Genomic DNA, 19,498 nt, shown 5'->3' on the forward strand with positions numbered 1-19,498 from the left:
TCAAATGTTCAAATTTAAGTTTTCTATATCTTCTAATACTTCGCCATCTTCACCAACATCATCGGTATAATCAATTTCTATATAGTGAATGTCAAAAGCAAACTGGAGAACACCGTCCACCTTATCGCTTGACAATTCATCGAGATAGACAACAAATCCATCCAAAATCGTTAGCGTATAGGTGAATGCATTCTCTAATTTGTCCTGTACATCCAGCATCTCAATCTTATATTGACTCCTGTCAGATGGGAAAAAGTAGATGATCACATGTACAGTACGTTCAACACCATGAGAACCAAATGGAGATTTGGTTGAGTTATCGAAATCTACAGTAAATGATGGACGTGCAAAGCCTTCGCTAATATCCTTTGTGTTAATCTGGATATCAGGAAACGACTCCTTTAATTTGGCATTAATCGCCTTTGCTATGTCTTTCAATGTTACCAATTCTATCACCGCAATCCTTGCTCAAGCATTTCGTCTACAAAGTCTTCTACATCAGAAATAAACTTGTCATGAAACTCTCTAACTGAATCTTCAAATACATGTTCACCCTGTTTGAATCCGTGCTCAGAACCATCTTTCCCAATGATTCTGTGACCATGTTCAATCAAATGAGCGTGCGGAGCATTGCTATACGTCCGAATACTCAATTGATTTCCGTTAAATTTATATACTTTACCTCGCTTGATGCTCTTCTGGTATATGCCTTTATCTTTTTTAACCTTCTGTTTGGCTTTTGCCTTCGTGTCTTTTTTTAACTTATTTCCCTCGTCACGCAAGAATTTCTTTGACTCTCTAGGCATCCTTTGTACAGCAAGATCCATTAATTGTCTAGTGAACTCTTCCATTTCACTAAAATCAAATCCGTCAGCCATTACCCAACCACCTCTTCACAAAAAATCTCCAACTTTTCATTAGAGAAATATGGATTCAGAATAAATCTAATATCAAATTTATGACCTCGATATAGGAACCACATATCAGACGTGATGTCTTTGCCTGAGTTATAGCGGACTACAAATTTATGTGTAACATTGGTCATAATCGTTTCTACGCCTTGTCGTTTGGACATATTCCCAGTTTGTGGAATGACCTCAGCCCAAATTGATTTAATTGCTTCAGGTCTAGTATCTGTCTCTAGTAGTTCATTCGTAAATTCAACGTTTCCCCACAATTCAATTTTGTATCTTAGATTGCCTACATTCATACAGTGTCGCTCCATTCAATCTGAAACATGATGGATTGCAGACTGTATTCAAGCGTTTTCGATGGTTGGCCTATAATGACTGTGTTTCTATTCTCATACCAATGAGTACATAGCATGAATAATGCTAACTTATGTAGTGAATTTAACTCATCTACTTCCTTGCCCGTTGCAGTTTTAATATAGGATTTAGCCGCGATAATAAGAGAACTGAGGAAGGTATCTTCCCCAGTTTCATCCATGTCTAATCGTAAGTATTCTTTTAATTCGTCAAGCATTATTAGTCCTCCATTCTAAGAGAGAAGACTTAGACAGTAAATTCTCCAGCGATATAAATTTTGTCAGATGCATCAACTTTTGTAACATCTACATATTCGATAACACGGGCAATCGTAGTATTAGACGTGAATCCAGCGTGCTCAGAACTAGCGAATGCATATACACCGTTATCTACAAAGGAGACAGCTTCTGTTAGGTTACCGTAGAAGAGAGGGGCTTTCTTAGTTGTTGTACCTGTAGTTGGCAATAGAGCATTAGAGAATACATGAACAGGATAGCCCATGAACAATTTTTGTGTAGGATTAGCAGGGTTAGGTTGAAGCACAGGCCGACCAGTAGTATCTAGTGCAGAGTCAAGGACATCAAATCCGTCTTGGTTTACTACTACGACTGTACCGTATTTTACACCTTCATCTAAATCGACGTTGATCGATTTCTTGAGTGCTTTCCAGTCAGCGACTTGCTTCAAGGTTTTACCTGTTTGCAGAGCTGTGATAGCCATTTTGTTTTCAGTGATTACAGCTTTCTTAGCAAATACATTAGCGATATAAGCAATTAGGTTGTTATCAGTCATTTGCAACAGAGTGTTGGAAAGTTTGATAATTGCACCTTTTTCTTTAAGTGCATATGTAACATTTTTGAACTTGATATCTGTTGGCTCAGTACCGTCAGTTCCGTCAGTGAAGTCAACCAATTCAGACAGTGTTTCAAAATCTTCAACGGGGAACGACCCTGTGAGAGTAGTTGTAGGGATATAACCCAACACATCGCGGAAAGATTTATATTGTCTAATTTTCTCAACAATCATAGTACGAACGTCCGATGGTAAGAGATAGCCCACGCCATCTGTACCCGCTCCAGACGCAGGAATTAGTAATGCATTTTCTGCTTGTGTCAAGCTTTTACCCATACCTGCTTTAATCATTGCGCGTACTGTGTTTGCTGATTGTTTTACATTTTCCATTTCAGTAACGTCCACCTTTTTATTGTCAATTTTGTTTTGTACTTCTTCCATTGCTTCAGCATCAAGTACTTCTTGAATCTCAATACTTGCCTTCAGTTCCTTAACTTCTTCCATCTTCGCTTTAGCATCAGCCACTTTATTTTCATTCAGGAAAGTTTGTGCTTCTGTTTTAGCTGTCTCTAGTGCTGCTTTCAATTCATCAATTTTCTTCATTTTATAAACTCCTCGTATTTGTATTTTGGGTAAATAAAAAACTGCTACAACGTTGGCGTTATAACAGTTCTAATTGGATTTGTAGTTTAATAAGTTCATGTTCATCAATCTCGTCTTTTGGAGTATCTTTTGTCAACAATGCTTCAGGCATATTTAGATAATTCTTAAAATTATCACTAACACAAGCTGCCATCTTATTGCTTTCAGTAACTTCAATGTTGAAGTATTTACTTGCCTCTGTTCCATTTAACCATGTCTCAGCATTAACCATATCCTTGATTGTTGCAATGTCCACACCTTCAGCCAAATTATCGGCGTATACATTTAAGATACCTTCTTCAATCCTGTCTAAATCTTCGGCCATCTTACGGAAGTCGTTAGCATTGCCATACATTCCATTCCATGGCTTGTGAATCATCAGGAAAGCATTGCTGGGGATTACGATTTTATCACCAGCCATAGCAATAATTGAAGCAATGGATGCTGCTAGCCCATCGACGTATACAGTCTTATTAGCACTGTGGCGCTTTAGCATATTATAAATTGCTAGTCCTGCAAAAACAGACCCACCACCACTATTGATGTAGATATTCAATTGATTTACATTGCTTATTTGATCCAATATACTCCTTACATCTTCAGGAGCTGTATCTGTATCAGTCCACTTATCCCATGACGAAGAAACTATGTCTCCGTAGAAATAGATATCAGCCTGATCTTCAGTCTTATTCTTAATCTTCATGTAGTTAACTGTCAACTTTTTACACACCCCCATTCGTATATTGTTGACCTGCTTGCTCTAGAGGTATAACATTTCCGTTAAAAATCAACCTATCTCCTCCAGCTAGAGCCTTCTTGCCTTCTAAGGCACGAACTTCATTAGGAGTATCAAATCCCTTCTCAATGCCGATGCCGTAAGCTTCATATCTAGTTTTCAAATCTGCTCTTAGTAAACTATCTAAATTGAAATTGAGAAAATAACCTTGTTTCAGTTCGTTAACGGTTAACAATTTCCAATCCATTTCAAGTTCATATTGAACGATTTCATGTTGTAATGTATCCGAAAGAAAAGCTCTATTTTGCGTTTCAATATTAGAATATGTACTTGAATTCAAGTCATTTAGTTGATGCATCTTTACCCCGAATGCATTGGCAATGTTCTTAATAGTTAGACCTTGCAACTCAAAGAACTGTGAATCAACTAACTTTGGATTGAATTCTTTGATCTCATATCCGAGTGCAACAGGTATGATGCGTCCTGCATTCTTCACGCCACTTGTTAACTGTTCCCACTTAGTCCTCATCTTTTCAACAGAGGATGTATCCATATTGTTTGTATATTGCAATACTGCACGACCCTGAACACCATTAGCCCAATAATTATTGATAAATTTAGTAGCATATTGTTCATTCTGAATAGTTTCGGCTAAGTATTTTTTTGCTGGTGTGCCAACTAATCCATCCTTCGTGAAATTCTTAAGATGAATAATCTCATTGTAATTAAATATATACTCTTTACCGTTACGATCTATATATTGATACCAAATCGCATTTGTTTTACCAATAATTCCTGCATCGTCAATAATGATCTGCATACGTTCGCTATTTAGTAAATACAACCCAGCAACTTTACCTCTGACTACTGGAGCATAAATATACGCATTACCATATTCCAACTTTTGAAACTCTGTAGAGTAAAGAAAATCGACTGTACTTACATAGGGATTAGGTCTTCGCTTAAGTAATTGATATAGATAATGATCATCTGCTTTTTCGACACCTTGATTTGAGCTTTTCATTACTTTCAGAGGAAGTGTAGAAATTGCTTTGCATCTTATATCCATACATGCGTAGTAAGTAGCAGAGTATAGTTTGTCTGCGCTTATGTCCCCTCCGCTAAAACCAATTGACGTTAGGAAAGTATTGATATCAGCAATACTAAAACCTTCATTCATCAACTCTTTTTTGATGTCTTTCTTTCTATTGAACCAACCCACTTTTACACCCCCTTTCTCTACAGATAATCTGCATACAACTCATCCAGATATTCGTCTGTTAATACAAACTGTTCCTTCTGAAGCATAGCGAATACATATGCATCAATAATTGCATCCACAGGGTCAATACGTTTCGTACTCTTACCATTCTTCATAATCTTGCATTCTCCAAATGAGTTATATTCTAGCTTGGCATTAATCACTGACCAAGTAAGCAACTCATTATTTTTGTTATAGAGAATGTTCCCTTCGTCAACGGTCAATCGGAAATCTAACGTTGCTTCATTCAATGACTTAGCGCTTTGTTTGATTTCAACGACATCACACCCGAAACTGTCCAGATCGTCAAGTAGCATGTTTATATTGTGCGCATCATAGCAAATCATTCTATACTTAATTCCATTGCTCTCCCGTAAATCCTTAAGATACTTAATGATGCGCTTGAAATCGGTCTTATACCCCGATGTTAGTTTCAATAAACCATCATTAACCCATTTGTTATAGGGTACGTTATCAGATTGAATATGGCTTTCTAGGTGTTCTTTAGCCATAAATGACATAGTGTGAATGAAGAATTTGTTATTTTCAAGAGGAAATACGAAGCCTAAACTGGATAAATCTCCAGTTCCTCCACCCGATAAATCGATTCCAACGTAGCAATCACGGTTCTTCATATCCTCTAAAGTTAAATCACAACTGGCTTTTTTCCATTTAGCTACGTCTACAAATTGAGTATCGCCAGCCGTACACCAGATATTGAAAACCTTAGTCATAAATGTAGAGAGATCCTTGCCACCAATACTTCTAGCCTTGTGTGCATCAACAATAATACTTTCTTTCATCGTTGGGACTTCGTTTATAAGCGGCATACACTTTTCCCAATTGTCTGGATTCCAGATATCATCATCAGCATCCATCTGAGCAATGTATATAAATAATTGCTCATTCATTGATGTATCTTCAAGAAGCTTTAGGCAGTATTCATACATGCTATAACAAGGTGAAGAGAAGTCTTCTCCTGCTGTTGTAATGATTGAGGTTAAGCACTGTGCTAAGGTACGTTGTCCATACAATAAGGCAGAGTAAATATCGTTTGTAGCATGTTGGTGATACTCATCTAGAATTGCTAAGTAACTTCGGAAGCCATCTAACTTATCGTCTCTTGATAATGCACTAACGACACTCTTTGTATTGAGTGCTTGAATGGTAGATTTGTAGTCCTGAATCTTAAACATCTCTGACAGATCGTTATCAGCTTCAATCATTTTTACCATTTCATTGAAAACAATCTTAGACTGTTTTAATTTTGTAGCAGCAACGTTAATTTGAGCATGTTTATATCCATCGAAATTAGAACAGTAAATTCCAAGTACACCATTCAAAAGTGATTTACCTTGTTGTCTGGAAACTTGGACATAGCTTTGACGATAACGACGATATCCAGTTATGGACGAGCACCAACCAAACAGTGAACCCAAAATAAACTTCTGAAATGGTGCCAATACTAGCGTTTGATTGCCCTTATCACCTTCGGCAAGCTTCAATGTTTGGGCAAGGTTTATGATTCTGTCCGCTTTTTTCTCATCAAATAAAAAAGGAAACCCTTCGGCTCCCTGTTTTCCTAAGTCATTTAGATGTCTCTGACAAGCCAATCTTACTGATTTCCCTGCAATTATATCTCCATTTAACACATCATTCGCGTATTTAGTAACGCTATTCATTCACGAAATCCCCAAATTTATTCTTCGGTTTGTCATCAGATGGCTTAGGAACAACTAATTTCAAACGTGAACTTATGGTTAAACCCATTTGAATGGCGTATTTTTTACATTCATCAGAGTATAAAAGCTGGATTCTGATGAGTGGATTTGCTGATTCATTGATAAGTAATGACTGGCCTTCTAATTCTTGTGTGGCTTTCTGATATAGAGAAAAGGCAACAGCATAGGAGGCTAAAGTGTTTACATCAAGATTAGTAAGCAGATTTAACTCCTGCAATTCTTCACTTAAACGCTTATACTCGCTTCTTGCCACTTTATCTTTAACCCATGATGGACATTTTATTTTATCGCTGTTAGGTCTAATTGCATTTTCTTTTTCGCGTCTTTCTTCTATTTCTGATTTAGTTAAATGTGTCTTACCTTCAGCCAATAATACATCAATTGGCTTCCTGTTTTTGTTACTCATCTCGACACCTCCTATGCGTTTATTTCAAAATAGATTCAGAAAAGGAGATTTTACTGCAAAAAAGGGACGATGCGGTCATCAATGTTCTTCAAAAAACATTTTGACCTCCCCCCACCCCTCTTACTATTCTGACAGATGATAAACTAATGGAATACTTGCACGTCTAATGTTCCACAACCACTTATCAACTTGTTTCATGTCTGGATTAGACATCTTTAGTTCTAACTGAATCGGTTCAGCAACTAAACTTACACGTTCTGCTATCTCTTTTGGTGTTACTGTCTTTGGTCTAACAACATCAGCACTTATCTTTAGATTAACCAATACATCTTTGATGTTCATATTCCATATCTCCTCTTATCTTCAGCAGTCTTAGTGTTATGACACTCGATACATAAATATTGTAAGTTGGATTCCTCAAGCCTTAGTTCCCACCTAACCTTAATGGGTATGATATGGTCACATATATAACCGGCTCTAATCCTCTTCACCTTCAAGCAGGCGCTGCATAGACCTCTAAATCTAGCCCTAACTATGGTTCTAAGCGCCTTCCATTCCTTACTTATGTAGAATGCTTTTGACTTCTCGTCACGTCTGTACATGTCATAATGCTTGTTACGCTCTTTCTTATTAACCTGTTCTTGTTCAATATGTTTATCACAGAATCTAACTCCAGCATCAACCAATGCATTGCAACCACTCTTATTACATATTTTCTTGATTGCCATATTAACTCCAACCCAAAAATAAAAAGACCACTCAAATTGTTGAGTGGTCTTAGTCTTAGTCTTTTTTTAATTATAGAACAACTGTCCCATTAACATTATTCAATTGAATAATTTGTTTATTTACAGTGTTAGCAAACTTCTGCAATGCAAAGTAATTCATATTATTCTTAAAGGAAATTACTGATGGAACACTATCTTTATTATGATAATTGATAACTAAATAGTTATTGGTTTTGCCCTTTTTCTTCTTCGTTCCAACACCACTAATTCCACCAACAATTGCACCAAGGCCTCCTAGTAGAATCCCACCAACTACAGCTCTGCCAATTGTACTCTTACTAACTTCTAGAATCTCTGTCTCAGTTAAAGCCTTAACTGTTATTATCTTATCGGAGTACAGTTCAAATTTATTGCCTGAAAATTCAATGTGTAATCGATCATTAAGGGAGAATAAGCTTACTAGAGCATTTTCGGTTACTGGTAATCCTTCTACGTGATGACAAAACATCTGTGCATCGGCACCTAATTCTTTTGCTCTTTGTTTCAATTTCTTATACATTTTTCGTTGAGCAATTAATGCCAACACACAGAAAACAAATATAATTAAGAATACTGTAAATAAAACCATCATAGACACCCCATATTGTAGTAATATTCCTAATTTTAACATACAATACGTGACTGTAAAGTATCGGTTTCACTCTGCATTTCTCAAAAACTACAACAACCCATCTTTACTTAATCTATGCTTAATTACCATATTATTTCCATTATGCGAACAGTTTGATGCGAACCCAATATATTGTACACGATAACATATAACTCACACAATATATTGTGATTTCACTAAAATATTAGTTGAAATCATTTCCAATTAGTAGTATTATAGATCTTGTAGCACTCGACACATTAAAGTGCTAATAATAATGAAGAAAGGAGGAAACCTACAATGAGACTCTTACAAATTTGCTATGATTTAAACGGTTTTGAAAGTGGATATGATTATAAACGCTTAATCAGTGCCATTTATAGTCTTGGTACTGTCGAGAAAGCTCAATACTCAGTTTGGTTTCTAAGAACCAATAAAACTCATGCACAAGTCAGAGACTATCTGAATCAGTTTATCGATTCCAATGACAGTTTACTGATTACTGAAGTTACTGCAATTGCCACTAATTTAAATGTTCCTAGTAGTGTAGTGAGTTTGGCTAACCAAACTTGGAACCCAAAACCAGTATTGCCATCGTTCCCTAGAGCTCTTCCTAAAATGAATCAACCCTACGGCAATCTGTCTTCTTTATATCGTAATACTTAGAACTGGAGTTGTTAAAATAACATGTACATAGTGATGTCGGCACTATTTGTACCTCTGAACAATACTTATACTTAGACCACCAACCGTGTGATATTGACGGACTGGTGGTTATTTATTTTCACTATTCCTAATGTTAGAAATCATTCCTCAACTCTGCACCTCTCTGTGTAACCGAAACTTCACCAGATGGTGTAATACTGATAAAGTACTCTAGTCCTTTACTCTTGTATGAGTAAATAGCATACATTGGAGCTGGTGTTTCCCATCCGTAAAATTTAAGTTCCCCGAATCGCCTAAAGTAGTCTACAGCTTCCTCCAATGATGTAAATGAAGGGAGTCTAGATATATCTACATTACTTTTTCTCATCAAACCACCACCAATAAGAACATTTGTTCTCATTATATGCAGAAAGGTTATTTTGATCAACAAAAAGCACCAAAACGAGTATGTAAGCTAAACCTTTAAAGAAAAAGCCCCTACTCTTTAGGGGCAAGGCTGTCTCGTAGTTCATAAATCTTAATCAGTATTCGCTTTGTTTCCGCTCCGTGTCCATGTATGACCGCTTTTTTGTACTCTTCCCATAATTCTTTAATAACCTGATTCATGATAAGTGTGCTCTTCTACTTGCTTAAGTATTTCATCTCTTGGCATTGGTTCAACAAGAACAATCTCACTTTTCTTTTTCGCTTTTCTTCTCAAAAACATTGCCTCCTAATGGTAGTTTACTCCATTTTTTATAGACAATATTTTTGGAAAGTATACACTAATTTTGTTTTCATCAAATTTTCATTAAATGACTGTAAATAGTTCCATATTTATGCAATAATGACATATCAATATCATTTAAAGGAGATCCCGATGCCAAAACAACTCAAACTTGAATCAGATTTCAATCGATATATTACCTTCAGCCAGCCAATAAACATATTCTTACAAGGTGAAAAAATAGGATCAAACGTCCTGATTGAATCACACAACGATGAAACACTGACTGACGAATCTGGAACGCATTATGTTAAATCTGCTTGTGTCTTCATGAGTGTTCGTTAAATTATATGACTCCAGGAATAATTGTAAATCACACTATTGATGCAACTTTCACTCACTCCATATTCGTCTGCTAATTGTTCAACAAACTCACACTTCAATCCTGATTCAAATTCACTGTACCGCTGTCTAATCTCAATTACATCGTCTTCATTTAACCTACTCAATGGATGGGCAGATCCTTGTTTCTTTTTAGCCATTTTGAGTCTAACTGATTTCGTATACTGGGCACTATGTATAATTAATTCTAAATTTTCAGCTCTATTATCATTCTTACGGGTATCGTCAATATGATTAACCTCTAACCCATCTTCTTTCCACTTCCACGTTGATTCTTTTGCTGCCATGCAAATTTCATGGACTCCAAGACATTGTGGAATTCCATTTTCATCAATAATTGTCGTTGTTACATAGTTATGAGGAAGCGGCCTTTCATGTGATTTAAGAATTTTGATTTTATTCCCTGTTCGTGCGCTATATACTTTGCCGTTTTCGATATCACAATAATAATCCGGATATTTTGGCACTTGTGTTAATACTGTCCCATCATTTAAATAAAGTTCCTCTTCAAATTGCTTTTCCATTCTTTTCATATCCCCTTTTATTTTGTCTATGGACAACACAAATAAGACCCAGCAAAAATTGCTGAGTCTTACTGTATTGGTTCCGTCGATTGGGGAGTAACTATCTCCAACCTATACACTCAAAATGGCATATAGGGCATTGTCGCTTGATACATCACAAGCTAATGGTGTTACACATCAGGCCATAAATATAAAAAACTCACTCCTGAACTTGTCAGGAATGAGTCTGATTATTAAATACTCTAAGATCAATTTATCTAGATTTATCTACTTAATTATCTTGTTGATAGCCTCTACTTCGGTAATGTACTTCTGACGTATCTCAGATCGTTTCGACTCTTCCTTCTCCACTGAGTAAAGTGTGGCATATCCCGACATCTGAGAGATATGCTTAAGGACTTCTGTCTCCTGTTTGTTTGGTTTCTTACCCCATTTGTCAAAGAAGAATTGAGCCTCAGAGAGAATGGCTTCGGAATCGAAATCCGGTCTCTTCATACTTGAGTCAAACGAGCTAACGATCTGCTTGGCATCCTTTGCAAAGTCTGCATCGACGGATGCTCCGCAAGCAGTCAGAGCTAAAACGCTTGACAGGGCTAGTGCCTGAGTAATCTGTTTCCACTTCTTGGAGAATTGAAATTGAATATTAACTACATCGAAATTCATTGTATTACCCCTTACTATAGGAAGATTCGGGATCATTCTACTATTTATATACAATGAAATCAATCGTTTTGAATATTATTATCCCAAAGCCCAATATCTCAAATGGATATGGCTAAAATACTGAATTTGCAAACTCATCATATTTATGTTACATTAAATCCAAATAACTATTTTTAAGATTGAAAAATAAAAAGTAGTACGAATAAAAGCCCTAAGTTAAGCTTAGGGCTAAAACTCATACCATATAGGAGGATGCCAACTTGATCCCCATCAATTGCTGAGTTGGCTTGCTTATTCTTTTGTTTATTGTCGGAGAATAAACATGGTTCCCTTGCGGTGACACCGACGAAATAACTAACTATATATCATATATAAAATTCACTTGAAAGTCAAACAAAAAATAAAAGGAGAAATGACCGCCACTACTGAGCTTACCTTTTGGTGGGGCAACTATTGGTATACCTTTGCACTCAACCATCTCTCCATATAGGAATTTTCACTAGTACTAGAAAACCCTTATTCTATAAGGCTTTTTGAAGACTCTCGCTAGAAAAAAACTCGTTTTTCTTAAAAGTTCTAATAAATACAGTCTTCTGTGCTTGATATAAAACGTTAAGCGATCTAATCGTGCTATTATCTGACTCACTTTTTATGATATTCATGATAGCTGCATACATCGTGTCTGGCTTAATTTTTAGTTTAGTTACACAGTCTACGGCTTCAGACGTAAGTTCATTTCGTTCATACTCCAACATCTCTTCCTCATCTTTATCTACCTCTTGTTTATGTGTGCTCTTAATGTTATTAGCCAACTCATCTAAAATATCTAAAAGTTTATTTTTCTGAGGGTTGTTAGCATCTCCAGCATCACCCTTAACAATTAGATCAATAATATTTAAATCTTCGATTCTTTGTGCATTTTTTATGTCTGTGAATTTATTATATAGGTAGTCCATCGGACAATTATAAGACTTAATTTTGTTTTCTTTCATCGCCTTAAGTTTCTTATTACCCTTCTTAGCTACTTTGCTATTACGGACTAACCACCAATGTGGCTTGTATTTAAGCATATCTTCTGTTTTCTTCACATCTATAATTTGCTCTTTAATATCTACTTCTGGCATACGTTTGGCAAGGTCAATACACAAACCTGATAACACAGTCAAACAACTCAACTTTTCCCACATATTCTTACAATCCTTATTTCTACTCTCGGCCTCCCAAATATTACTCACAATGAGCTGCGCTACATTTGTTACCTGTCCAATAAACTTTTGGGAGTCCATTAGAGTGTTATCAATTTTCGCCATATTTCCAGTGTTTACGGTGTACGTAGAAGGATCTGTTCCAACATCACTAATACAAACTCTATACTCCTCTTTACATTTCTTAGCTAAATCTGATAGCTCGCTGCTATTTGTCAACAAAACTGTGTCAGAATCGTAATCTGAACCACTGAGAATGGCCTGTAACGGATGTTTTACACAATTTACTACAACAATATTCTTAGTTAAATGAGGTAAGTATTCATTTATCAGTTCATTATCTACATTCTCTACAGATAAAACATTACTTGGTGAGGTGTGAGGGCTTCTGAAGCCTGCCAAGGAATCACCAAAAGGAAACATCTTAGTGTATACCTGATTGTCGTTTAACGCTAATTTAGACTCTCTGTAGTCTTCTACAGTAACTGCAAGCATTTCAATTGGATTCCCTAATAACACGGCATAATCCGCATTAAGAATCTTCACTTTTCCGCTTTTAACACGATCAACATATTTATTAATTGTCTTAGACTTCCATTGTCTGAACATCTTTGTATGGGCAATCTTAGGATTATTTTTATACAGATCAATCATCATTTGATTTCCATTGGTGATTTCTGCTGTATCAGCCACATATCCCAAGAAAGTATCCATATTATTCTTCAAGTTAATTACAAACTCTGATTCATATGAAGCAATCTTGATTAATTGATCATTGTCACACGGCAATGAATTTAACATTTGATAACTCATTTGCTGGATAGTTCTGCCTTCTTCATCTGTTCCAAGTTTACTTTGCTTTTCTTCTTTTACAATTCCAAATAGTGAACCTTCAGCATCAACAACTTCACACCAGTGATTCCACATATCTTTTTTAGTGCCCACCATATTAGAAAACTTAAGGGCTTTAATGGATGAAGGGGTAGTAATCATATGTACGTCTTTAGCATAAACGGTGCCTAATCCAAAATAATCATCTTTTAATTGCCATGTATCAAAGTCAATTCCATTCTTTTCAGCAAAATCTTGCAGATACTTTTGAACTGAGCAACGAAAAGCAGCACTTTTAAAAAAGTGATTCCTAAGTAAAAACATACTTTTTTTACTACCCTCGAAGTATTGCTCATCAAGTAAACTTTGCCCATCAAACAAACTCTGTGTAACTGGTGCTTCTCCAGACTTACTTTTTAGAATTCCGTCAACACCAACGCTAACAACATTAACATCCTGATCAAAAACACTTTCAACATCATCAATAACCAGAATGTTTTTTGTTGGTATTTTAACCATGCTATTAATACAGCTTCCAACTAGTGACTCATAGGCCAGCAATGAAACATAATCAACCTTTTCTTTTCTGTTAAAGTCAATGCCCATCCGAGACCAATTAATCATATTTTCATGAAAATTTATATCATCGCTTAGTTTTTCACGGATAAATAAAACCTTACCTGTTCGTGATTTTGCAGTACTTCGCTTATAAACAACATACTTAATCTCATCTAAAATCTCACCAGTATTGTAATCAGTGATTTTCAATGTGAATCCTTCTTCGTATAGCAGATTTCTAAGTGATTTGTTGTCAACCTCTTCCCAATCAAAATCAATCTCTTTAAGATTTTTTTCTAGGGATGTTATGTAGTCTTTTTTCTTTTGAATTTTCTCCTTAATCCGTTGTATGTCTTTTTTCTTGGTTAGATCCATTTCTTCCAGTTTTATAATTTGTTGTTTAGTTGTCTCAATCTTCTGGTTTAAGTTTGCATTATTTTCAGCCGCGTCACGAACTTTGGTTTTGAATTGTACACTGATTAAATCATTAGATTTACGTTTCTTTCTTTTGTTCGTAATGACATTTAACCCGTTTCTAACAAGCGCTTCTAACTCAAGTGACTTAGGAATCATTCCAACATACTTTAAATAAATCGGCTTATTACGTTCAACATGATTATAAATATTGCTTGCCTCTAAAGATGGAATATACACTGGTTTTTCTAAACTCAAATTATTAATCAAATATAAATCCTCCTAAAATTTAAATTCAATTCTGTTCAAAGGCGATCTTGACCTTGATCTTCGCCCTTCCATCTCTTCCGCTCTTCAGAATATCCTTACGGATATTCTTGTAATTGTTATTGTGATTCTTCTTGGATATATTCTGAAATTTATTATAAATAGTATTCTTATAGTTCTTATAGTGAGAAAATAGGTGCCTCAAACCCTTGATACGATTGACTATTTTCACTGGTCAAAATGAAGCCACGTACAGTTATTAGAAATCCATGTACCGATTTTTCAAATTCATGTGTATATTTGAAAAATTCATGTGAATATATTACAAATCCAAGTACACGAAAATGAAAATTCATGTAACATTTTGAAAAATTCATGTGCAGATTATGAAAATTCATGTACAGCTAACTCATCAATTTGCTCTTCGACTCTGTATTGTTCCATGTAAGCCAGATTAGCTATAGGTATAAACTCTCTAGATGGTTCTTGCCTAAACATCAACTTGTCATCATAATTCTTTGGATAATTAATTTGGATCAATCCAAGTGATTCAAGTTTATCTATGTATTTATTCAAGGTCGTATCTGCACCTTTAATTTGTAATCTTTCAGCAATAGTGGAATTTCTCAAGTTAAATGGCTTCTGCTGCTCAGACTTCTCTTTGTGTATGCGAATAAAGAATAGATACAGGATAAATTCTGGTCGTGTTAAATAGCCCTTTGTGAGAAGGTCTAGATCATCGATTGTTACAGCAAAGAAATTGATTGGTGTCGTTCCTTCTTTAGTCTTCTTATGATCTGGTATAAAGTCTACATACCACTCAGGAACGGGAGATTTGCTTCTCCTTCCTTTTCTGTCCATTTTATAATTGATCAAGGAAACTTCTTTGGGTTCGCTTAAAATATCAATAATGTCTCGATGCGGATTGTATTGTGCTTTAACATTTCCTCTGATCAAGTTGATTTTTTTGATTGATTCCTTTAAATATCTTTCATGACATCCAAGATATGCAGCCATTTCCTTCTCATATAATGTAATTTTGTTTAGTTGTAGGAGATGGATAAAAATGAAAATGACCATATCTAAATCAGAGAAATTCGTTTCAATTTTTGTATTACGATCAATGTACATTTCATCTTTTAATGGGTGGTAGTACAACTCTCTGTTTTCGTAGAAGTCGTCAAATATTCTGTTGTTGATCATGACAAATTTCATGTGTTCTTTGATGTAGCCTCTTACTTGTTCAGGATCTAATACCTGACGTTTAATTCTTGCCATTCAGTTCCTCCAATTTTTCTAATGTTTTTTCACTTTTATAAGACTTTTTACTTGCAGATACCATCAAACCGTGTTATTCTTATCAAAGAAATATTTCATAAGTACTTCATTCCTCACCGCAAATGAGGATGTAAAGCAAGTTTTCAGTTTTCAAAGAACAGGAAGCACAACCTCCATTTCTACATAATTAAATATGAGTCTCAAAAATTGGGTGCAGTCAATCGACTGGGTCTATTTTTCGTTAGACCAGTTTTCGAGTCCTCATTAATATCTTCACATGGAAGTGAAAATCCGTCAAGCAGATATTTCCCCTCTATTTCCCTCCCCCTAATAAACCTTCTTATTTAGTAATATTTTACTTTTAATCTTCCATATTCGACATTATAATATAAATGTCATATATATTTTACTTGGAGGTTTGAAGGAAATGTTGAAAACGGCTTTTTTTTTCAGTATTATTCTTGAGGGATTATTAATTGGCGGCGTTTCATGGTTTAAGGGTGAATTCACTTTTAACATTTACTGGGTTGGTGGATCATTTGTAGTAATTTTTCTTATATTACTTGGATTAGCTGCAAACGAAGAAGAAAAAGAAACAGCTCAAAAGAACTATAGAAACGCCCTAGACATCCTTTCAAGAGACCCTAAAAACCCACAACTTAGGCAAAACGCATTAGATTGTGGTCGTAGGTATTATTCTTCCCTTCGAGATAATGGCAGGCTGACAATATACGATGAGCAAGCAATAACAAACGATATTCTGGCTGCTGGTTAATAATAAAATTTTGACTCCCATAACTTTGGGGGTCATTTTTATTTCCCTCCCCTTTTCCTCAGGATCACAACTATTACCAACAAAACGAGTCTCAGTTAATCTTCAGTAATGTAACACTTTACGTATGAGATTGCTCATATACTCAACAGCACGCTCTAATTCGACCAGATGCAGCTCTCTCTGCTCGTCATCTGTAAAGGCGACTATTTGGTCACCTAACTTGATAGAGTCGCTTAAAACCACCTTATATCCGCCATCACGCTCTAGTGAGATTACGCGCTGTAGATCCATTTGTGTTTGGATTGTGTACTGGTAAACGTTGATTATGGAAAGTTTGATTGGTCTACGTTGCAACTTGGTGTGCTCATAGGCTTCGCGCTCTTCATCATTGGAAAATGGTGTACCATCGTAGGCTTCAAACAAATGGGAACTCCTCCTTTAAGTTTGGTACGACATCGTATCATTTACCTTACCAACATAAATCTGTAGCGACCATGCTCTAATCTGCCAGTACGCTCCACTTGGCTAATGATTGAATCATGTTCTTTCAACCCAATATTGATTAAGAATTGAATGAATGCATCTTTGGTAAACATACCTTTGCCGATTACCGCGTACATGTCATCACGTCCCTTCTGTAAATGAATTTCTCATACAGGCCGTTGCTGATAAGTAGTGCAATATCAATCTTCTCCATAGTTTCCTTGTCTAATGTTGCTACTTTGCGCTGGAGCCTAAATTTATCTGCTACCCTTTGCTGCTCACAGGATACGAAACAATCTTTATTTAATCCATGAAACTCAGCCGATAAATTTACATGGGTTGGGAGGCGTTTCTTAGTTTTGGATGAAGTAATTGGGCAAATTTGAACGGTGGGTGAATGACGATTTCCCGCCTCACATTGCACGATGACCACAGGTCTCTGGAGGCCTGAATATTCAGAGCCAAGCGATCCTGTTAAGTCACATATGAAAACGTCCCCTCTTCGATACATTTGTTCCATTTTCATCACCTTTTAATTAGAATTTTTTTACCACCTCACTCCCCAATTCTGGGGAATGAACGCTTCAGACTTAAGGCGGTTTAAAGTCGCCTGAACGACTGTTTACACTAAACCCAAACGAATGTTGTCATAACGGAAGATGCTAGTATGTATGAAATCGAATCCAAAATCCCAATTGAATGTACGCCAGAAACCTTGAACATCTTCTTCCGAATATTCTTGCTCAACTACCTCAATAGCTGCTGCACATTCCTCTTCAACTTCTCCATATGGATCAAGTGTTACTGTTTCCTTGAGAAGATTGATAAGACCTTGCTTTGTGCCTTCCATTGCTTCTTGGATTACTTCAATCAGGGATAATCTGATTTCCATTTTCATCGCTCCTTTAGTTTGTTCCTTCTTTAATTACAATATACAATACTCAATATTGAATGTCAAATTAAATTATTTGATTCTCATTATTGAATTTTGTATAGTAATATTAAGGAATAGGGAAAGGAGGTAGATGTGTGCTAGAAGTAAAACCTTGTTTACTCGACATATTAAAGAAGCGTGATATCAAACAAACAGAACTATCTTCTATGGCAGGTATACCACAAGCCGCAATATCTAGATTTGACAACCAGAAACAACATACAGATTTGCACTTATTTTCAATAGCTAAAGCTTTAAATTTGAACGTTGAGGACTTATTTACAGTGAAGGAAGTACAATTAAACGACGAAGAAAAGACACCCGAGTGATCAGGTGTCTTCTTTCCTACTATCTATCATCTCATACTTCGATAAACACGACCCATATCTTCACGATATCGATCTTCTACAGACAAATTACGTCTTCGTTCTTGTTCTATACGCTCTTTATGATTGTATTCCATTGGTGATAAAATTTTATCAGTTACTTCTTTGGATGCTCGTAAAATCTGTGTCCATTCAATGATATTAACCACCTATGATTCCCTCCATTGGGTCGTCTATTTTTGACCTATCATAAAATCAAGTCCTAGCTTAGCTACTGCCCCAGTTATCCAACTATGCTTCTGCATCACTTCAGAAAATTTTGAAAGTGAACCTTTCTTAACCTTTTCACTGTCTTCAAACAATTCTTTAATTTCAGCAATCATTTGCCTAAGTTCCTCTTTATCTTCTTTGCCCTTTTCCTCAATCTCCTGATCAAGAGCTTCAAAGTTAAAAGTGTTATTTAATGTAACAGTCCCACTTGAACCAAATGAAGAACCATATGCATTTTGAATGTTAAATTGATGGGAAATTTTCCCGCTCTCAATTTGTTGCTTTTCATACTGGGCTCTTGTTAAGGAATAGCCTTTCTTTTGAAATGCTTTGCCCTGAACAACATCTGTCTTCATGTCCTCAATAAAAAATTCATTCTTCGAAACTTCACCTGTGATCCAATCGCCAACTTGAATATCTGCATCAGGATAGAATCCAACGTACTTCCTCCGTGTATTGTCTTCGGTATTTTGCATACCTTCCACAGTAGATACTTGTTCACCATTTCTAAACACTTTATACTTTTCACCAGCCATACTCATAAAAGTACTTAAACTAGGCAAAATACACATCCCCTTATTCTTTGAATTGACTAAAATATTGGTACTTATAGAACTTCCGAGAAATAATCATCCAATTCTTCTCTCATTAACTCCATACCCTCTTTAACTGCCTTCTGGATCAATAAATTAGATTTATGTGCATCATAATCATCTTCTTCATACTGCACCCTTATCTCACCTTTGTCTTCCTTTACAATAGCAAAAACAACTGCCACAACTTCCCATTTTTCATTATATTTCTTCCAGTTCTCATGATCGATATCACATTCTTCATCGTAATATTCCCATGCTTCAATATTTATTGAACATTTAAAATCTTCTTCCGCGGTAACATAATAGTCAATTCCTTCTGCAACTTCTACTTTAGTCCAAACTTTCAAATGTGTTCACTCCAACTATTTATTAAATT

General features: G+C 35.7%; 27 protein-coding genes. 4 read left to right on the top strand and 23 right to left on the bottom strand.

Annotation, left to right across the window (positions count from 1 at the left end):
- The 12 genes from ASD40_RS01660 to ASD40_RS01715 form a co-directional block, all read right to left on the bottom strand.
- On the bottom strand, nucleotides 1-447 hold the full coding sequence (locus ASD40_RS01660; protein WP_063870694.1) for a phage tail terminator family protein: 447 nt from the start codon (nucleotides 445-447) through the stop codon (nucleotides 1-3).
- Between the two features lie 5 nt (nucleotides 448-452).
- Nucleotides 453-878: an HK97 gp10 family phage protein gene (locus tag ASD40_RS01665; RefSeq protein ID WP_057301597.1), complete on the bottom strand. Its 426-nt coding sequence runs from the start codon at nucleotides 876-878 to the stop codon at nucleotides 453-455.
- Complete coding sequence (locus ASD40_RS01670; RefSeq protein ID WP_057301598.1) at nucleotides 878-1,210, bottom strand: phage head closure protein; 333 nt, start codon at nucleotides 1,208-1,210, stop codon at nucleotides 878-880. The genes ASD40_RS01665 and ASD40_RS01670 overlap by 1 nt, the downstream gene beginning before the upstream one ends.
- Nucleotides 1,207-1,485, bottom strand: coding sequence for a head-tail connector protein (locus tag ASD40_RS01675; RefSeq protein ID WP_057301599.1), 279 nt, complete (start codon nucleotides 1,483-1,485; stop codon nucleotides 1,207-1,209). The genes ASD40_RS01670 and ASD40_RS01675 overlap by 4 nt, the downstream gene beginning before the upstream one ends.
- Before the next feature lie 29 nt (nucleotides 1,486-1,514).
- The gene (locus ASD40_RS01680; protein ID WP_057301600.1) at nucleotides 1,515-2,663 is read right to left on the bottom strand and encodes a phage major capsid protein; all 1,149 of its coding nucleotides are present in this window, start codon (nucleotides 2,661-2,663) and stop codon (nucleotides 1,515-1,517) included.
- Nucleotides 2,664-2,721: 58 nt separating this feature from the next.
- Nucleotides 2,722-3,405 (bottom strand): head maturation protease, ClpP-related, encoded by a 684-nt coding sequence (locus ASD40_RS01685; RefSeq protein ID WP_442952624.1) that lies wholly within the window; start codon nucleotides 3,403-3,405, stop codon nucleotides 2,722-2,724.
- A gap of 19 nt (nucleotides 3,406-3,424) precedes the next feature.
- On the bottom strand, nucleotides 3,425-4,660 hold the full coding sequence (locus ASD40_RS01690; RefSeq protein WP_057301602.1) for a phage portal protein: 1,236 nt from the start codon (nucleotides 4,658-4,660) through the stop codon (nucleotides 3,425-3,427).
- A 17-nt stretch (nucleotides 4,661-4,677) separates the two neighbouring features.
- Nucleotides 4,678-6,381: a terminase large subunit gene (locus ASD40_RS01695; RefSeq protein ID WP_057301603.1), complete on the bottom strand. Its 1,704-nt coding sequence runs from the start codon at nucleotides 6,379-6,381 to the stop codon at nucleotides 4,678-4,680.
- Nucleotides 6,374-6,847, bottom strand: coding sequence for a phage terminase small subunit P27 family (locus ASD40_RS01700; protein ID WP_057301604.1), 474 nt, complete (start codon nucleotides 6,845-6,847; stop codon nucleotides 6,374-6,376). The genes ASD40_RS01695 and ASD40_RS01700 overlap by 8 nt, the downstream gene beginning before the upstream one ends.
- Before the next feature lie 123 nt (nucleotides 6,848-6,970).
- Nucleotides 6,971-7,189, bottom strand: coding sequence for a hypothetical protein (locus tag ASD40_RS01705; protein ID WP_057301605.1), 219 nt, complete (start codon nucleotides 7,187-7,189; stop codon nucleotides 6,971-6,973).
- On the bottom strand, nucleotides 7,186-7,575 hold the full coding sequence (locus tag ASD40_RS01710) for an HNH endonuclease (protein WP_057301606.1): 390 nt from the start codon (nucleotides 7,573-7,575) through the stop codon (nucleotides 7,186-7,188). Before ASD40_RS01710 ends, ASD40_RS01705 begins: the two co-directional genes overlap by 4 nt.
- 70 nt (nucleotides 7,576-7,645) lie before the next feature.
- Nucleotides 7,646-8,206: a hypothetical protein gene (locus ASD40_RS01715; RefSeq protein WP_156389852.1), complete on the bottom strand. Its 561-nt coding sequence runs from the start codon at nucleotides 8,204-8,206 to the stop codon at nucleotides 7,646-7,648.
- 318 nt (nucleotides 8,207-8,524) lie between these two features.
- On the opposite strand from ASD40_RS01715, the gene ASD40_RS01720 reads away from it, so the two are divergent.
- Together ASD40_RS01720 and ASD40_RS01730 are read left to right on the top strand one after the other, a co-directional pair.
- The gene (locus tag ASD40_RS01720; protein WP_057301608.1) at nucleotides 8,525-8,890 is read left to right on the top strand and encodes a hypothetical protein; all 366 of its coding nucleotides are present in this window, start codon (nucleotides 8,525-8,527) and stop codon (nucleotides 8,888-8,890) included.
- Between the two features lie 859 nt (nucleotides 8,891-9,749).
- Nucleotides 9,750-9,941 (top strand): hypothetical protein, encoded by a 192-nt coding sequence (locus ASD40_RS01730; protein WP_057301610.1) that lies wholly within the window; start codon nucleotides 9,750-9,752, stop codon nucleotides 9,939-9,941.
- Here ASD40_RS01730 and ASD40_RS01735 read toward each other — a convergent pair.
- From ASD40_RS01735 to ASD40_RS01755, 4 genes are all read right to left on the bottom strand, one after another.
- Nucleotides 9,938-10,522, bottom strand: a complete 585-nt coding sequence (locus ASD40_RS01735; protein WP_057301611.1) for a hypothetical protein — start codon at nucleotides 10,520-10,522, stop codon at nucleotides 9,938-9,940. The two genes, ASD40_RS01730 and ASD40_RS01735, sit on opposite strands and share 4 nt — an antisense overlap.
- A 267-nt stretch (nucleotides 10,523-10,789) precedes the next feature.
- Nucleotides 10,790-11,185 (bottom strand): hypothetical protein, encoded by a 396-nt coding sequence (locus tag ASD40_RS01740; RefSeq protein ID WP_057301612.1) that lies wholly within the window; start codon nucleotides 11,183-11,185, stop codon nucleotides 10,790-10,792.
- Nucleotides 11,186-11,706: 521 nt separating this feature from the next.
- The gene (locus ASD40_RS01745; RefSeq protein WP_057301613.1) at nucleotides 11,707-14,463 is read right to left on the bottom strand and encodes an RNA dependent RNA polymerase; all 2,757 of its coding nucleotides are present in this window, start codon (nucleotides 14,461-14,463) and stop codon (nucleotides 11,707-11,709) included.
- Nucleotides 14,464-14,844: 381 nt separating this feature from the next.
- Entirely contained in the window at nucleotides 14,845-15,738 is an 894-nt protein-coding gene (locus ASD40_RS01755; RefSeq protein WP_057301615.1) for a hypothetical protein, read from the bottom strand.
- Nucleotides 15,739-16,165: 427 nt separating this feature from the next.
- Between ASD40_RS01755 and ASD40_RS01760 the strand changes: the two genes are divergently transcribed.
- Complete coding sequence (locus tag ASD40_RS01760; RefSeq protein WP_057301616.1) at nucleotides 16,166-16,513, top strand: hypothetical protein; 348 nt, start codon at nucleotides 16,166-16,168, stop codon at nucleotides 16,511-16,513.
- A 102-nt stretch (nucleotides 16,514-16,615) separates the two neighbouring features.
- On the opposite strand, the gene ASD40_RS01765 is transcribed toward ASD40_RS01760, so the two are convergent.
- From ASD40_RS01765 to ASD40_RS01775, 4 genes are all read right to left on the bottom strand, one after another.
- The gene (locus ASD40_RS01765) at nucleotides 16,616-16,936 is read right to left on the bottom strand and encodes a hypothetical protein (protein ID WP_057301617.1); all 321 of its coding nucleotides are present in this window, start codon (nucleotides 16,934-16,936) and stop codon (nucleotides 16,616-16,618) included.
- 41 nt (nucleotides 16,937-16,977) lie between these two features.
- Nucleotides 16,978-17,133, bottom strand: coding sequence for a hypothetical protein (locus ASD40_RS36960; protein WP_156389853.1), 156 nt, complete (start codon nucleotides 17,131-17,133; stop codon nucleotides 16,978-16,980).
- A complete protein-coding gene (locus ASD40_RS01770) occupies nucleotides 17,121-17,522 on the bottom strand; it encodes a type II toxin-antitoxin system PemK/MazF family toxin (RefSeq protein ID WP_327205270.1) in 402 nt (133 codons plus the stop codon). Before ASD40_RS01770 ends, ASD40_RS36960 begins: the two co-directional genes overlap by 13 nt.
- A gap of 96 nt (nucleotides 17,523-17,618) precedes the next feature.
- Complete coding sequence (locus ASD40_RS01775; protein ID WP_057301618.1) at nucleotides 17,619-17,888, bottom strand: hypothetical protein; 270 nt, start codon at nucleotides 17,886-17,888, stop codon at nucleotides 17,619-17,621.
- A 137-nt stretch (nucleotides 17,889-18,025) separates the two neighbouring features.
- On the opposite strand from ASD40_RS01775, the gene ASD40_RS01780 reads away from it, so the two are divergent.
- A complete protein-coding gene (locus tag ASD40_RS01780) occupies nucleotides 18,026-18,259 on the top strand; it encodes a helix-turn-helix domain-containing protein (protein ID WP_057301619.1) in 234 nt (77 codons plus the stop codon).
- 26 nt (nucleotides 18,260-18,285) lie between these two features.
- On the opposite strand, the gene ASD40_RS01785 is transcribed toward ASD40_RS01780, so the two are convergent.
- From ASD40_RS01785 to ASD40_RS01795, 3 genes are read right to left on the bottom strand one after another with little or no spacing between them, the layout of a single operon-like run.
- Entirely contained in the window at nucleotides 18,286-18,465 is a 180-nt protein-coding gene (locus tag ASD40_RS01785; RefSeq protein ID WP_057301620.1) for a hypothetical protein, read from the bottom strand.
- A 24-nt stretch (nucleotides 18,466-18,489) separates the two neighbouring features.
- A complete protein-coding gene (locus ASD40_RS01790) occupies nucleotides 18,490-19,089 on the bottom strand; it encodes a hypothetical protein (protein WP_057301621.1) in 600 nt (199 codons plus the stop codon).
- Nucleotides 19,090-19,133: 44 nt separating this feature from the next.
- On the bottom strand, nucleotides 19,134-19,469 hold the full coding sequence (locus tag ASD40_RS01795) for a hypothetical protein (RefSeq protein WP_057301622.1): 336 nt from the start codon (nucleotides 19,467-19,469) through the stop codon (nucleotides 19,134-19,136).
- Nucleotides 19,470-19,498: the final 29 nt, after the last annotated feature.

The organism is Paenibacillus sp. Root444D2 (assembly GCF_001426375.1).
Taxonomy (GTDB): Bacteria; Bacillota; Bacilli; order Paenibacillales; family NBRC-103111; genus Paenibacillus_E.

Bases quoted from the DNA above. Each gene is read 5' to 3' on its own strand.
- ASD40_RS01665 (WP_057301597.1), bottom strand. From the start codon at position 878: ATGGCTGACGGATTTGATTTTAGTGAAATGGAAGAGTTCACTAGACAA.
- ASD40_RS01670 (WP_057301598.1), bottom strand. From the start codon at position 1,210: ATGAATGTAGGCAATCTAAGATACAAAATTGAATTGTGGGGAAACGTT.
- ASD40_RS01675 (WP_057301599.1), bottom strand. From the start codon at position 1,485: ATGCTTGACGAATTAAAAGAATACTTACGATTAGACATGGATGAAACT.
- ASD40_RS01680 (WP_057301600.1), bottom strand. From the start codon at position 2,663: ATGAAGAAAATTGATGAATTGAAAGCAGCACTAGAGACAGCTAAAACA.
- ASD40_RS01685 (WP_442952624.1), bottom strand. From the start codon at position 3,405: ATGAAGATTAAGAATAAGACTGAAGATCAGGCTGATATCTATTTCTAC.
- ASD40_RS01695 (WP_057301603.1), bottom strand. From the start codon at position 6,381: ATGAATAGCGTTACTAAATACGCGAATGATGTGTTAAATGGAGATATA.
- ASD40_RS01700 (WP_057301604.1), bottom strand. From the start codon at position 6,847: ATGAGTAACAAAAACAGGAAGCCAATTGATGTATTATTGGCTGAAGGT.
- ASD40_RS01705 (WP_057301605.1), bottom strand. From the start codon at position 7,189: ATGAACATCAAAGATGTATTGGTTAATCTAAAGATAAGTGCTGATGTT.
- ASD40_RS01710 (WP_057301606.1), bottom strand. From the start codon at position 7,575: ATGGCAATCAAGAAAATATGTAATAAGAGTGGTTGCAATGCATTGGTT.
- ASD40_RS01715 (WP_156389852.1), bottom strand. From the start codon at position 8,206: ATGATGGTTTTATTTACAGTATTCTTAATTATATTTGTTTTCTGTGTG.
- ASD40_RS01720 (WP_057301608.1), top strand. From the start codon at position 8,525: ATGAGACTCTTACAAATTTGCTATGATTTAAACGGTTTTGAAAGTGGA.
- ASD40_RS01730 (WP_057301610.1), top strand. From the start codon at position 9,750: ATGCCAAAACAACTCAAACTTGAATCAGATTTCAATCGATATATTACC.
- ASD40_RS01735 (WP_057301611.1), bottom strand. From the start codon at position 10,522: ATGGAAAAGCAATTTGAAGAGGAACTTTATTTAAATGATGGGACAGTA.
- ASD40_RS01740 (WP_057301612.1), bottom strand. From the start codon at position 11,185: ATGAATTTCGATGTAGTTAATATTCAATTTCAATTCTCCAAGAAGTGG.
- ASD40_RS01755 (WP_057301615.1), bottom strand. From the start codon at position 15,738: ATGGCAAGAATTAAACGTCAGGTATTAGATCCTGAACAAGTAAGAGGC.
- ASD40_RS01760 (WP_057301616.1), top strand. From the start codon at position 16,166: ATGTTGAAAACGGCTTTTTTTTTCAGTATTATTCTTGAGGGATTATTA.
- ASD40_RS36960 (WP_156389853.1), bottom strand. From the start codon at position 17,133: ATGTACGCGGTAATCGGCAAAGGTATGTTTACCAAAGATGCATTCATT.
- ASD40_RS01770 (WP_327205270.1), bottom strand. From the start codon at position 17,522: ATGAAAATGGAACAAATGTATCGAAGAGGGGACGTTTTCATATGTGAC.
- ASD40_RS01775 (WP_057301618.1), bottom strand. From the start codon at position 17,888: ATGGAAATCAGATTATCCCTGATTGAAGTAATCCAAGAAGCAATGGAA.